This is a genomic window from Bradyrhizobium sp. USDA 4369 (assembly GCF_054056435.1).
Genome location: NZ_JBSRYH010000001.1, coordinates 1,705,867 through 1,718,745, shown reverse-complemented (window position 1 = coordinate 1,718,745; position 12,879 = coordinate 1,705,867). Strand labels below are relative to the sequence as shown.

Annotated in this window: 10 protein-coding genes, 1 tRNA gene, 1 pseudogene and 1 riboswitch; of the genes and pseudogenes, 5 read left to right on the top strand and 7 right to left on the bottom strand. The window is 64.5% G+C overall.

Annotated features, from left to right (window positions below):
- Positions 1 to 14: 14 nt before the first annotated feature.
- Positions 15 to 1,155: pseudogene (locus tag ACVIJ6_RS07855) on the top strand (GDSL-type esterase/lipase family protein).
- A gap of 106 nt (positions 1,156 to 1,261) precedes the next feature.
- Here ACVIJ6_RS07855 and ACVIJ6_RS07850 read toward each other — a convergent pair.
- Positions 1,262 to 2,470, bottom strand: a complete 1,209-nt coding sequence (locus tag ACVIJ6_RS07850) for an O-succinylhomoserine sulfhydrylase (protein WP_456772226.1) — start codon at positions 2,468 to 2,470, stop codon at positions 1,262 to 1,264.
- Between the two features lie 77 nt (positions 2,471 to 2,547).
- Positions 2,548 to 2,627: riboswitch (SAM riboswitch) on the bottom strand.
- A gap of 112 nt (positions 2,628 to 2,739) precedes the next feature.
- On the opposite strand from ACVIJ6_RS07850, the gene ACVIJ6_RS07845 reads away from it, so the two are divergent.
- Complete coding sequence (locus ACVIJ6_RS07845) at positions 2,740 to 3,846, top strand: 2'-deoxycytidine 5'-triphosphate deaminase (RefSeq protein ID WP_456772225.1); 1,107 nt, start codon at positions 2,740 to 2,742, stop codon at positions 3,844 to 3,846.
- Between the two features lie 68 nt (positions 3,847 to 3,914).
- Here the strand turns inward: ACVIJ6_RS07845 and ACVIJ6_RS07840 are convergent, their stop codons facing one another.
- A complete protein-coding gene (locus ACVIJ6_RS07840) occupies positions 3,915 to 6,902 on the bottom strand; it encodes a S8 family serine peptidase (protein ID WP_456772224.1) in 2,988 nt (995 codons plus the stop codon).
- Between the two features lie 303 nt (positions 6,903 to 7,205).
- Here ACVIJ6_RS07840 and ACVIJ6_RS07835 point away from each other — a divergent pair, with 303 nt between their 5' ends.
- On the top strand, positions 7,206 to 8,663 hold the full coding sequence (locus tag ACVIJ6_RS07835; protein WP_456772223.1) for an MATE family efflux transporter: 1,458 nt from the start codon (positions 7,206 to 7,208) through the stop codon (positions 8,661 to 8,663).
- A 7-nt stretch (positions 8,664 to 8,670) separates the two neighbouring features.
- On the opposite strand, the gene ACVIJ6_RS07830 is transcribed toward ACVIJ6_RS07835, so the two are convergent.
- The 5 genes from ACVIJ6_RS07830 to ACVIJ6_RS07810 form a co-directional block, all read right to left on the bottom strand.
- Positions 8,671 to 9,072: an SRPBCC family protein gene (locus ACVIJ6_RS07830; protein ID WP_456772222.1), complete on the bottom strand. Its 402-nt coding sequence runs from the start codon at positions 9,070 to 9,072 to the stop codon at positions 8,671 to 8,673.
- 38 nt (positions 9,073 to 9,110) lie between these two features.
- Complete coding sequence (locus ACVIJ6_RS07825) at positions 9,111 to 9,470, bottom strand: VOC family protein (RefSeq protein WP_456772221.1); 360 nt, start codon at positions 9,468 to 9,470, stop codon at positions 9,111 to 9,113.
- 52 nt (positions 9,471 to 9,522) lie between these two features.
- The gene (locus ACVIJ6_RS07820) at positions 9,523 to 10,359 is read right to left on the bottom strand and encodes a helix-turn-helix transcriptional regulator (RefSeq protein WP_456772220.1); all 837 of its coding nucleotides are present in this window, start codon (positions 10,357 to 10,359) and stop codon (positions 9,523 to 9,525) included.
- A 78-nt stretch (positions 10,360 to 10,437) separates the two neighbouring features.
- Positions 10,438 to 11,010: a methylated-DNA--[protein]-cysteine S-methyltransferase gene (locus tag ACVIJ6_RS07815; protein ID WP_456772219.1), complete on the bottom strand. Its 573-nt coding sequence runs from the start codon at positions 11,008 to 11,010 to the stop codon at positions 10,438 to 10,440.
- Positions 11,011 to 11,215: 205 nt separating this feature from the next.
- On the bottom strand, positions 11,216 to 11,620 hold the full coding sequence (locus ACVIJ6_RS07810) for an SPW repeat protein (protein WP_456772218.1): 405 nt from the start codon (positions 11,618 to 11,620) through the stop codon (positions 11,216 to 11,218).
- Between the two features lie 230 nt (positions 11,621 to 11,850).
- Here ACVIJ6_RS07810 and ACVIJ6_RS07805 point away from each other — a divergent pair.
- Positions 11,851 to 11,924: transfer RNA gene (locus ACVIJ6_RS07805), tRNA-Gly, on the top strand.
- Positions 11,925 to 12,120: 196 nt separating this feature from the next.
- Positions 12,121 to 12,876 carry an SDR family oxidoreductase gene (locus ACVIJ6_RS07800; RefSeq protein ID WP_456772217.1) on the top strand — a complete coding sequence of 252 codons (756 nt, stop codon included), beginning with the start codon at positions 12,121 to 12,123 and terminating at the stop codon, positions 12,874 to 12,876.
- Positions 12,877 to 12,879: the final 3 nt, after the last annotated feature.

Genomic DNA, 12,879 nt, shown 5'->3' with positions numbered 1-12,879 from the left:
GATCCGTCTTGTTCATGACTTCCACCTGTAAAGACCGCGTATCCGGAAACTGGAAGACGCTGTCCGCCGTCGTCGCCATGGTGCTCGCGCTCTCGATGAGCGCGCAGCTGGCGCGTGCCGACGGCGCTGCCCCGCCTGCGCCTGACGCAGAGACCGTTTCGATCGGTGAGTTACGGCCGACCATCGGCCACATGATGCTGGCCCAGGCCGGCAGCCAGGGATCGCGGCCAGATCGCCGCGGTGCGCCCATCGGCCGCCGCTCAGCCATCGCCGCCGCCGACCCAGCCCGCGACGCCGGAGATCAGCGCGCCGGGCACGCCCGCTCAGCCTCTCGCGGCCACGCAACCCGCGTCGCAGCAGAGGAGCATCACCGACCGGGCGATCGACAAGGTCAAGCAGGTCGCGAAGTCGGCGACCGACATCTTCAACCGCGTGCCGTGCCTGCCGCCGAAGGGTGTGGCCAAGAAGAACTTCATCTCGCTGCCGCACGTTGCCAACAAGCTGGCTTCGGGACTGCCGGTCGTCATCGTCGCGTTCGGTTCGTCCTCCACGCAGGGCTATGGTGCGAGTGCGCCGGACTACACCTATCCGAACCGGCTCGCGGCGCAATTGCGCCGGCAATATCCGATGGCCGACATCAGCGTCATCAACGCCGGCGTTGGCGGCGAGGACGCGCCGGAGATGATGAAGCGGCTCGAGACGTCGGTGATCGATCATCACCCCGATCTCGTGATCTGGCAGGTCGGGACCAATGCCGTGCTGCGTGATCTCGATCCGGCCGAAACCGCAAAGCTGGTCGAGGATGGCGTCGCCAAGATCCAGGCGGCGGCCTCCGACGTCGTGCTGGTCGATCTGCAATATTCGCCGCGCGTCAATGAGCGTTCCGAGAATGCCAGCCGCATGAACAAGCTGCTCGGCCGCATCGCCGAGCTGCATCACGCCGGCATCTTCCCGCGCTTCGAGGTGATGCGCGACTGGCACGAGCGCCAGGCGATCCCGATCAATGAGTTCGTGATCTCGGACGGCCTGCACATGAGCGATTGGGGCTATGCCTGCTTCGCCCAGTTGCTTGGCGACGACATCATTCGCTCGGTCGGTCAGGTCAAGCTCGGCGTCAACGCCCCGGCCAACGTGCCGACCTACCGGCCGATGTGATGAGGGGCGAATAGTGAGTAGCGAGTAGGGAATGGCGCGTAGCGAATAGGGAATGAGGTCGTTCTATTCGCCACTGACTACTCCCTATTCGCCACTTCGCCATTCGCTACGCCGCCCTCAGGGCGGCGTCGAGATCCGCGATCAGATCGTCGGCATGCTCGAGGCCTGCCGAAAAGCGGATGAAGCCCTCGCTGATGCCGAGTTCGGCGCGCGCCTCCGGCGACAGCCGCTGATGCGTCGTCGTCGCGGGATGCGTGACCAGCGTCTTGGAGTCGCCGAGATTGTTGGAGATGCGCGCGAGCTTGAGGCCGTTGAGCGTGCGGAACGCGCCGGCCTTGCCGCCCTTGACCTCGAAGCCGACCAGGGTCGAGCCGGCGCGCATCTGCTTCCGGACGGTCGCCGCCTGCGGATGGTCCTCGCGGCCGGGATAGATCAGTCGCGAGATCTTCGGATGCGTCGCAAGAAAATCCGCAACCTTCGCCGCGTTCTCGGTCTGCGCGCGGACGCGCACGGCCAGCGTCTCCAGGCCCTTGAGCAGCACCCAGGCGTTGAAGGGCGAGATCGACGGGCCGGTCTGGCGCATGAAATTGTGGATGTGCTCGGCGATGAAGGCCTCCGAGGACAGGATCACGCCGCCCAGGCAGCGGCCCTGGCCGTCGATATGCTTGGTCGCGGAGTAGACGACGACGTCGGCGCCGAGCGCGAGCGGGCTCTGCCAGATCGGCGTGGCGAACACATTGTCGACGATCAGCCGCGCGCCGTGGGTATGCGCGATCTCGGCGATGGCCGGAATGTCCATCACGTCGAGCGTCGGATTGGTCGGGCTCTCCAGGAAGAACGATTTGGTGTTCGGCCGGACCGCCTTCTGCCACTGGTCGAGATCGAGCCCGTCGACCAGCGTCGACTCGATGCCGTAGCGCGGCAGCAGGTCCTCGACGACATAGCGGCAGGAGCCGAACAGCGCCTTCGCGGCAACGACGTGGTCGCCGGCGCGCAGCGGGGCCAGGATCGCGGTGGTCACTGCAGCCATGCCGGTGGCCGCGGAACGGCAGGCCTCGGCGCCCTCGAGCTCGATCATGCGGCGCTCGAACATCGCCGTTGTCGGGTTGGAGAAGCGCGAATAGATGAAGCCGGGATCCTCGCCCTTGAAGCGGGCCTCGCATTCTTCGGCGGTGGCGTAGACGAAACCCTGGGTGAGGTAGAGCGCCTCGGCGGTCTCGCCGAATTCGGAACGCAAGCTGCCGGAATGCACCAGCCGGGTTTCGGGGCGATATTGAGCGAACGACGCGGGCGCCTTCGCGGGGGACTTCGACATGTGACCTCCATCGTGACCGCCGCCTCCGGCGACGGGCACAAAAAAACCGGCCTGGGATAACTTCCTCACGGCCGGGATCACATTCGTCCCCGGCCTGTTTAGCGACTTATTTAACGTGGCTGCAAGCCGGCCGGCTCAAATCACCACGGGATAAGTGCTGCTCTTAGTCGTAACCGACCTTCCCGTCAAGCCAGCCATCGGATAACCGGTAAAAAGACCCTATATAGGCTCGATAAGCCGCCGTTCCGGCGCCTGCAAAGGATCAGGTCTTGCCGTTTTCGCTCCCTCCCGACGCCCATGGCATCCTGCCCGATCGCATGATCGTGGCGATGACGGAGGCCGGCCTGATCATCCCGGAATATGATTTCGTCGAGAGCCAGATCCAGCCGGCGAGCCTGGATCTGCGGCTCGGTGACGTCGCCTATCGGGTGCGCGCGAGCTTTTTGCCGGGGCCGGGATCGACGGTGGCCGAACGCATCGACGAGTTGAAGCTGCATGAATTCGCGCTCGCGGATGGCGCGGTGCTGGAGACCAACTGCGTCTACATCGTGCCGCTGCTGGAGAGCCTGGCGCTGCCGAAGGATATCGTGGCTGCGGCCAATCCGAAAAGCTCGACCGGCCGCCTCGACGTGTTCACCCGGGTGATCGCCGACGGCACTCGCCGCTTCGACATGATCGGCGCCGGCTATCACGGCCCGCTTTATGCCGAGATCAGCCCCAAGACGTTTCCGGTCTTGCTGCGTGAAGGCTCCCGCCTGTCCCAGGTCCGCTTCCGCTACCGCGACGCGGTGTTGACGGAGGCGGAGCTGAACGCGCTGCATCGGGTCGAGCGGCTGGTCGACCGCGATGATGCCGATCTCGCCGGCGGCGTGGCGCTGTCGGTCGATCTGTCGGGCGCCAATGCCAATGGCTATGTCGGCTATCGCGCCAAGCGTCATACCGGCGTGGTCGATGTCGACCGCCGCGGTGGCTATGCGGTCGAGGAGTTCTGGGAGCCGATCAAGGCGCGGCCCGATGGCAGCCTGATCCTCGATCCTGGCGAGTTCTACATCCTGGCCTCCAAGGAGGCCGTCCAGGTGCCGCCGGACTACGCAGCGGAAATGGTGCCGTTCGATCCGCTGGTGGGCGAATTCCGCGTGCATTATGCCGGCTTCTTCGACCCCGGCTTTGGCTATGCCGGTGCGGGCGGGCATGGCGCGCGCGCCGTGCTCGAGGTGCGCTCGCGCGAGGTGCCGTTCATTCTCGAGCACGGCCAGATCGTCGGCCGTCTCGTCTACGAGAAGATGCTGGCGCGCCCGGATGCGATGTATGGCAGTCGCATCGGCTCGAACTATCAGGCCCAGGGCCTCAAGCTCTCCAAGCACTTCCGCAGCTGAGGATCGTTCACTTGGTCAAGAGCACGCCCGGCGCCGTTGACGCCGGGCTGCGCTGTCGGTTCTCTGCCTCAGACGATATGCAGCTGCGACTGATGTGCCAGCAGCGCCGCGACCGAAACGTGATCGAGCGTCAACGTGTCGTGCGCCGCGTCCGCAATCACGGCGTTGCCGTGGCCATCGTCATGGATCGCGGCCAGCAGAGCCTGCTGACTTGCGAACAGGCCCGGGCTGAATGCGATCGTATTGCGCGCCGGATCGAAGTCGGTGATGCGGATATCCCCGAAATGCGAGGCGAAGACGAACGCATCATGTCCGGCGTCGAATCGCACCAACGGATCGCCGCCGTTTGCGGCGGCCGCCCCCGTGCCTGCCCCTGCCACGCTGATCGTGGCTCCGCCCTTGCCGTCGGCGGCAAAGTGGAATCGGTCCAGCGTGTGCAGCCCATCATAGGTCGCCGAGGCGCTCAATGTCAGGCTATGGCCGTCATAGCTTGCGGGCGCCTTGTCCCGCCAGCCGGCTGACCAGGCCACGACTCCATCGAGATTCAGAGGTACGCCGATGATGCCATCATGATTGAGATCTTGATGGAAGGCGAGCTCCGCTGTCTCGAGTTCGGTGCTGGTGCCGGCCACTTTCTCGAACGGCTTGCTGACGAGATTGCCGAGCGGGTCGACGGTCCAGACGCTGTAGACTTCGGACCCTTGCAGCTTCCAGGCGACCTGATAGCCGTCCGCCGTCGCTTCGGCGCCGACCGGAACCCAGCCGTTCTGTAATCCGGCGATGACCGGTTTGCCATTGGCCTTCAGCTCGATGCTGCCCCATCCTCCGATCTGATTGATGAAGTAGTTGATGCCGTGCTGCGACAGGCTGGTGTTGCCGCTGAACTCGATCAGCACGTCGGCATAGGCTTTGGCTGCGGCGACCGCCGGGTCGACGCGGACCAGGCCGGCGCCGGCCTTGTCCGTGTCCTTCATTTCCAGCGCCGTCTGCTGCATGACGTCCGACACTGCGAAGGGAGTCAGTTGAGAGTTTGCCGCCAGCATCAGCGCGGCGAGTGCCGCGACCGTCGGCGTCGCGGCCGAGGTGCCGTAGAAGTCGACGAGAGCCGGCACCGAGGTGGCAATATTGTCGACGCCCGAGACCGTCACGGGATGTAGCTGAACGGGCAGTGGCAGCCGGTTGCCATGATCATCGAAGAGAAGCTGAGTGCCCTGGCCTGACGACGAGAAGCGCTCGTTGACGAGCTCGCCTCCGAACGGCGGCGTATTCGCGCTGTTGACGGCGCCCACCGAGATCGCGCCCGGCACCATGGAATGCCCGAACACGGTTCCGGTGTTGGAATATTGCAGCGTGGCGTAGTGGCGGCCGTTGTGAGCCGCTACCTCCCTGATGATGCCCGGATCCACATCGGAGGCGTTGTCGATCACCACCTGGTAGGTGCCCGGCTTGTCGAAAAAGTACTCAGTCCATGGATCGTCGGGAACGCCGAAGCGAATATGATTGGTCGTTCCCTGCCACTTGCCGTCCTGGAAGACATGGATCTGCAGGTTGGCCTTCGCCTGCCCGTAAGCCTCGTCCCACCACAACAGGAGCGGCGTCTCGCTCCCTGGCTTGGGGTCGACGGTGATGTTCTGAACAATGCTGCCATTGAAGCTCATGGCGTTCTTGAACGTCATGCCGCCGTATTCACCCGATACGCCTTTCCAGGCACCTTGATAGCCGGCGCCGTCATTGTTCCCGGCGAGGGTCACGTATGTCACGCCCTTCGCGACGACCTCCTGAATGGCCTTGGCGATCGGACCGTTCTGGAACATCGGCTCGTGATAGTAGAAGATGTCGTCGCAGATGACCTTGCACCCCGCATCCGCGAGCTTTCGGATTCCGTCGGCGAAGTTCTGCTCGCTCCCCCATGCGCTGTAGAAGGCGAGGCTCGCGCCTGGGGCGATCGTATGCACGATCTGCAGCATCGCGCGGCCCTCGTCGATTCCGGACGTCCCCTCTTTGAGGATTTCGATCGATGACGGCAGCGCGCCGCTCGCTTTGTCAGCGTCGGCACCTTTCAGGAAATCGTAACTGTCCGAGAGCAGGCCGATCTTGATTCCCTTTCCGTCCCCGCTGGCCGCAGTCTGGTCCATCGCTTGACGCAGCTGTTGAGGCGTGGCTCCGACCTTGCCGGTGGTGTCGATGGTGTCTCCGTTCGACCACGCTTTGTGCAAGAGCGATGTCTGACTTTGCGTCGCCGGCGTCGGGCTTCCGGCCGAGATTTTGGATGCACTCGGAGCCGTGTCGAGGGCCGGCGCGCCGACCGTATCGGAGTGCGCGGCAACGTCGTGATGCGGCGCGACGGCGACGGCATCATGCCTATTTGCGGGTGCATCCCTTTCAGCGGCGAAGAAGGTTAAGTTGCCGGTGAAGGGGGCAAGGAATGAGAAGCCTGACGTTTCGCCGGCCTTGGCCGCGGTGCTTGGGATGGGTCCGGCAAGAGCGCTCATCCAGGCGGTGAGCGGAGAAGACGTCTCACTCGAAGACGCAGCCAGCGCGCTGACGGACCATCCGGGACCAGAGATGTCCGCGCTCTGCTCGAAGGCGGAGGGCGGCGTTTGGTCACTGTCGTGGTCGAAGGGCGTGTGTTCGCGCGACGCGGTGCTCGGGAGCCGGAGGCCCCAGTGCCAAGGCGTGAGTTCAGCGCCACTGAGGTCGAGATAGGTCGAATAAAGGCCACCAGCTGCAGCCGTGCCGCTGGCATTGCTGAGGTTGCCGGAGCTGGCCGTCTGCGCTGTGGACGCGGTCGCGGTACTTTGTAGCTCGATCAGTTGCCGCAGCGAGTCCAATCCGTCGCCCCACAGATCGAAGATCGAATCGGTCGATCGAAAGATGTTGAGTTCAGTAGGCAGAAAAACATCTTTAGGTTGTATTTTTGGCGGCATGTCGGCGCTCCTCCGTAACCGTTGCACGGTAGGATCATAGGGGGCACACGTCATTTCTGCCGAGCAAAATGTTTGAGCCTCTCCGCATAGAATTTGGTCAACAAACGTTGTGGTTGTATGAGGAGTCATTCTCCGATGCGGGTTGGTGACTGGTATGCAGGACCGCGTCTTGCGCGCGTGAAGTGCGCACATGATCGCGACATCGACTGAGAATGCGATGCTCGCGCACAAATCCGAGCGCGCCGCTATGGCATCAGGCATGCCTCGCTGCAGCGCGATATCTGCGAGAGTTGCTTTACTCGTGCCTGCGTCCTCGTCAGAGCCCCATGAGCGAGCTCGCGTGTGGCGCTCTGCTGCGTCGTGCTACAGACACCCTTGCTCCGGCCCCGATGACAACTCAGCTCTTCACGGCGGATCGGATTGGGAGAAGAAATGTCCGAATACAGCCTCGCCGATAGTTCGGTCGAGCGGGCCCCACCGAAGCAGGCGGAAAGACAGCCCCGCAGCGCGTTGTCTGACGGGCCGATCCTGCGTACGCTGTTGTCGCTGGCGTGGCCAAACATCATTGCGAACTCGGCCGGCACCTGCGTCGTGATCGCTGAGACGTCCTATATCGGCCGGCTCGGCATCGAGGCGCTCGCCGCAATGGCGCTGGTCTTTCCGTTGGTGATCCTGACAATGACCATGTCCGGCGGCGCCATGGGCGGTGGCGTCGCTTCGGCGATCGCGCGCGCGCTCGGCGCCGGCGACACCGAGCGTGCCTCGACGCTTGCCGCGCATGCGCTGTTGATCGCGCTGTCGTTCGGTGCAACCTTCATGGTCGGGATGCTGATGTTCGGTCCCCGCCTGCTCGAAGTGCTCGGCGGCCGCGGTGCGGTGCTCGAACATGCCACGGCCTACCTGCAGGTGTTCTTTGGTGGGGCCATCCTGCCGTGGCTGATGAACGCGATGGCGGGCATTCTGCGCGGCACTGGCAATATGAAGCTGCCATCGTTCATGATCCTGAACGCGGCGGTGTTGCAGATCGTGCTGGGTGGAACGCTGAGCCTGGGCCTCGGGCTCGGCATGCGCGGCGTCGCGGCCGGTGCGCTGCTCGCCTTCAGCGCCAGCATCTCTGTGATGGGCTGGTATCTGCTCTCGGGACGCGCCCGTGTGCGGCCGAAGCTGTACGGTCTCAAGATCAGCCGCGCGATGTTTGCCGACATTCTCAAGGTCGGCGCGATCGCCTGTTTCTCGCCGCTGCAATCGGTGCTGTCGATCGCGATCTTCACGCATATGCTGGCGACGTTCGGCACGGCCGTGCTCGCCGGCTACGGCATCGGCGCGCGCCTGGAATTCATGATGACGACCGTCGCGTTTTCGTTCGGCATGGCCTCGGTGCCGATGGTCGGCATGGCGGTCGGCGCCGAGCGGATCGCAAGGGCTCGCCGGATCGCCTGGACGGCGGGGCTCGTCTCGTTCGTCACCGTCGGCGCGCTCTCGACCTTGATCGCGATCTTTCCGCAATTATGGGTCGACATCTTCACGCAGGACCCGGGCGCGCGGACGGCGGGAGCGCATTATCTGAGAATCGCGGCGCCGATGTACGCCTTCATCGGTCTCGCGATCGCCTTGTATTTCTCTTCTCAGGGAGCGGCGAAGGTGATCGGCCCCGTGCTCGTGCAAACGGTGCGGCTGGTGTTCATCGCCGCGGGCGGCAGCTATCTGCTGGCTGGCGAGACGACTGAAACGGGGTTCTTCCTGCTGGCCGCCTCCTCGATGGTGCTGCTTGGCGTGCTCACCCTCGCCAGCGTCATGCTGACGCGCTGGGGGCCGAAGCCGGCGGTCGCCGCACTGCGCCCGGCCGTCGTGGCGGCCGAGCTGAAGGGCGCTCCGCCGTCGTCGCGCTGACCGGCCTCTAGCGGCCGAGATCGGCAAGCGTCCGCTGCATGACCGCGGCACCGAGCTCCATCTGCTGCTCGATCGAGGGAGCGATGTCGTGCGGCAGAACGTCGGTGATCCAGATCATGCGGCAGCGCTGCTCGCCGTCGGGAATGATCTGCATCGAGGCATTGTGCCGCTGCATGCGCGCGTCGTCGATGGCATAGACGATCCGCCGTCTTGCGTCGCTGCAGTCGACGAGATGTTCTCGAACCACCTTGCCATTGGCGAAGCTGACGATGCGGACGTCGCCGTCGCGCGTCGTATCGATCACGAAGCCGGGGGCCAGCCGCGTATGCACAGCGCCAAAGTCGCGGACGGCGTCCCAGACCGCGGCTGCCGATGCGGAGATCGGGATATCCTTGCAGATGGATGCCATTGGATGGATGCCTTCACATGTATGCCTTGGCTTCGCTCTCACGGACACACGGCTTCGATGTTGTTGCCGTCCGGATCGATCAGGAATGCCGCGTAGTAGGTCGGGCTGTAATCCGCGCGCGGCCCGGCACCACCATTGTCACGGCCGCCGGCCTTCAGTCCCTCGCTGTGGAATCGGGCGACGCCCGCCTGGTCGGCGGCGCGGAACGCGACGTGGACAGGGCCCTTGGCCGCGCTGCCGTCGAGATAGAGCCACAGTCGCGGCTCGCCCTTCGGCCCGATGCCGGCCGAGGTCTCGTCCTTGCAACAGAGAATATGTCCGAGCGGGGCCAAGGCGGCCGCGTAGAAGCGGACACTGGCGTCGAGATTCCCGACCTTGAGTCCAATATGATCGTACATCGCTGGTCTCCCGTGTTTCGCATGCGCTGGCGCACGCTCCGGGATCAGCTAATCAATGGCGGCTCAGCCGTTCTTGGAGAATCTTGCGCTCGCCGCGCGAGGCTCGGCGAAACTTCAGCGGCGACACGCCGACGGCACGCGTGAAGGTCCGGGTGAAGTTGGACAGATCGGCAAAGCCGACATCGTAAGCGATTTCGGTGACGGCCGTATCCTCGGCGCTCAGGCGCTGGGCCGCGCGCCGCAACCGGGACCGGATCAGATATTGGTGCGGCGTCACGCCGATCGTGGCTGCGAAGAGTCGCAGGAAATGGAACGGGCTGATGCCGGCGGCCCGCGCCGTCTCCGCCAAATTGATGTCGTCGTGGGCGTTGTCGTCGATCCACAGGGCGCTCTCGACGGCGCGGCGGCGGTCACGAAGGCTTGGGCGGGCTGGCCGTTCCTCCCGGCCGGTGACAATCGCCACGAAACGGCCGGCGATCATGTGACCGACTTCGTCAAGTCCGAACGTCTGCTTCTGGGCGGCGATGGCCTGGGCAAGCTCGCCGAGCGCCATGAACTCCGGGAGCGGCGGAATGGCTCCGGCCTGCCATGCTTGGCCGCCACCGATGTCATCGATCACCGCGCCATCGAAGGAGAACGACAGGCATTCGTCGCCGCAGACGTGATCATGTGTACACATGAACTCGTCGCCGGGATATCCGACCAGCAGCGCGCCGGTCACCAGTTCGAAGAGGCGGCCGCGATGCTGACAGCCGAAGCTGCCCTTGCGCACATAAGAGAGCGAGTAGCCGCCATACTGCTCGACAAAAGGACGCTCGCCCCGCGCCGCTTCGCAGCGGAACTCGGACACGGTGACGTCTCGGCTTTCGAACAGGATGGTCGCGGCCATGGCACCAATCTAGCGCATCAGGCCGAAAAGAGCAGGGCCTCTGCGAGATAATCCGGTGAGGCGCGCGCGAGCCCGGTTCTAGGACGCGCGCGGCCGATCGGCTGCGAGCAGGGCGTCGAACAGGGTCAGGCCGGCAGGCGGCCGCGCACCTTCGAGCGAGAGCAGGCGCCGTTTGGAGATGATGCCGCTGTTGGGAGACGGCTTGTCCAGTCCGCCTCCGATGTCGCGCACGCGATGGCAGGGCACGATCAGGACGAACGCGTTGTTGGTCAAAGCCTGCGCGATCTCATGCAACGTTTCGGGGACGTGCAGCTCGTCCGCGATATCGTCGGCGCTGCGGGTCTCGCCGCGCGGGATGCCGCGAATGCAATCATAGACGCGCTGATTGAACGGCGTTACGCCTTCGAGGTCGAGCACGACGTCGGAGAAATCGACATCGCGTCCGCGCAGCATGGCGACGATGCCCTCGATGGCAAGTTCGGTGTTCGCACAAGGGCGCAGCTCCCGCGCCTCCGGAAATTGTCGAAACAGATGCCGCCGCGTCTCGATTTCTCGTGCCTCCGGCAATTGCACGCCGGTGATCCCGGCGTCGCTCCAGGCGATGCCGCAGCGGCCGAGCGCTGTATCAAAGATCGTGTACCCAAGCCTCATGACGCCACCCCAACCCACGCCACACCCTGTCGCGATCGCCGCCTTGATGGTGTTAACAACGTGTTAACAGCGCGGCGCGACGGAGGCGGGTTTGCCCTGATTTGGGTCGTGGTTGTCAAGTGCGCTGACGGACGACGTCTGTTCGCTCGCGCAAGAGCAGCCCGGCATTCATCTGCTTGCAAGGCGAAGCACGGCGCGTGGCGAGCTATGTGGTCGTCGTATCAGCGACATCAGGATCATGCGCCAGCCACAGTTCCAACAGGCTCAGGAACGTGACAGCGATTCCGATCGCGATACTCACATGCATTGCCGAGCTATGGACGAAGCCGAGCAGCCACGGTGCTGCGATCAGCCAGACGCCAAGTGCGACCTTCAACCACTCCTCCCGATCGTCAAACGCGACCAGCCCGGCGATCGACAATGCGATCACGGCTGCGCCGACGAGTTCTGCATCGACTTGGCCGGCGGTGTGGGCGAAGCCGAACAGCCAGGGAGCACCGATCAGAAAGAGGCCACAGCCGAGCGTATAAAGATCGAGTGCGGCGGGGCGCGACATGATCGCGAGAATGTCTGCCTTGTGGGCCGTGAGGGTGTGGCTGTGGATTCGCATGATCGTCCCTCCGAGGGACTCGGGCGGCTGCGCCGCTGCGAGCGACGGCGCCGCATTCGACAGGGAAAGCATGATCGGCGCGATTCGTTCCCAGGATGGACGGGGCTTGTCGATCACAATGGCGAGACGCGACGGTGGCGTGGCGGGATGTCGCCGGCCGGCGAAAGCCCGCGGCAGGCGACAAGAAGCCGCTTGGCGAAACGCATGCTCTCGGCTAATCATGGACCCGTGCGGGCGTAGTTCAATGGTAGAACGGCAGCTTCCCAAGCTGCATACGAGGGTTCGATTCCCTTCGCCCGCTCCAGTCGACATCGACCGGTCCGGCGTCCGCTTCAGAGCTGATCTCCTGGTTTGCGGCTAGCCTTCCCCGATTCCTCCTGACGCGGCGCCAACCGGCAGCACAGGATCATTCCCTACCGCTGGCCAGGCGAGATTGACAGCTCCTGTTATCGATAACATAGTCTCGGCTAAATCGGCGCGCGATTGGCGGGAGGGCACAGGTGGCGGTCGACTTGTTCGATCTGACGGGGCGTCGTGCTCTGGTGACCGGATCCTCTCAAGGAATCGGCCTTGCGCTCGCGCGCGGTCTCTCCGCGGCTGGCGCCGAAATCGTGCTCAATGGCCGCGACGAGACGAAGCTTGCCCGCGCTGAAAGCGCGATTGCGGGATCACGCAGGCTCGCTTTCGATGTCACCGATCATGCGGCTGCGAGAGCCGCGGTCGATGGTTTCGAGGCTGAGATCGGCCCCATCGATATTCTCGTGAACAACGCCGGCATGCAGCATCGGGCGCCGCTCGAGGACTTTCCGGACGAGGCGTTTCAGCGCCTGCTGCAGACCAACATCGCCTCGGTGTTCAACGTCGGCCAGGCCTGCGCCCGCCACATGATCGGGCGGCGCGCCGGCAAGATCATCAACATCGCCTCGGTCCAGTCCGCGCTCGCCCGTCCCTCGATTGCCCCCTACACGGCAACGAAAGGCGCGGTGGCGAACCTGACCAAGGGCATGGCGACCGATTGGGCGAAGCATGGCCTCCAGGTCAACGCGATCGCGCCCGGTTATTTCGACACGCCGCTCAACGCGGCGCTGGTGTCCGATCCGGCCTTCTCTGCCTGGCTGGAAAAACGCACCCCTGCGGGGCGCTGGGGCAAGGTCGAAGAGCTCGTCGGCGCCTGCATCTTCCTCGCCTCGGCTGCATCGTCCTTCGTCAACGGGCACGTGCTCTATGTCGACGGCGGCATCACCGCCTCGCTTTGAGCG

What these genes read in the sequence shown, in the direction of transcription:
- ACVIJ6_RS07835 (WP_456772223.1), top strand. Translation starts at nt 7,206, where the DNA reads ATGTCCGAATACAGCCTCGCCGATAGTTCGGTCGAGCGGGCCCCACCG.
- ACVIJ6_RS07810 (WP_456772218.1), bottom strand. Translation starts at nt 11,620, where the DNA reads ATGCGAATCCACAGCCACACCCTCACGGCCCACAAGGCAGACATTCTC.
- ACVIJ6_RS07840 (WP_456772224.1), bottom strand. Translation starts at nt 6,902, where the DNA reads ATGACTCCTCATACAACCACAACGTTTGTTGACCAAATTCTATGCGGA.
- ACVIJ6_RS07825 (WP_456772221.1), bottom strand. Translation starts at nt 9,470, where the DNA reads ATGTACGATCATATTGGACTCAAGGTCGGGAATCTCGACGCCAGTGTC.
- ACVIJ6_RS07850 (WP_456772226.1), bottom strand. Translation starts at nt 2,470, where the DNA reads ATGTCGAAGTCCCCCGCGAAGGCGCCCGCGTCGTTCGCTCAATATCGC.
- ACVIJ6_RS07820 (WP_456772220.1), bottom strand. Translation starts at nt 10,359, where the DNA reads ATGGCCGCGACCATCCTGTTCGAAAGCCGAGACGTCACCGTGTCCGAG.
- ACVIJ6_RS07815 (WP_456772219.1), bottom strand. Translation starts at nt 11,010, where the DNA reads ATGAGGCTTGGGTACACGATCTTTGATACAGCGCTCGGCCGCTGCGGC.
- ACVIJ6_RS07830 (WP_456772222.1), bottom strand. Translation starts at nt 9,072, where the DNA reads ATGGCATCCATCTGCAAGGATATCCCGATCTCCGCATCGGCAGCCGCG.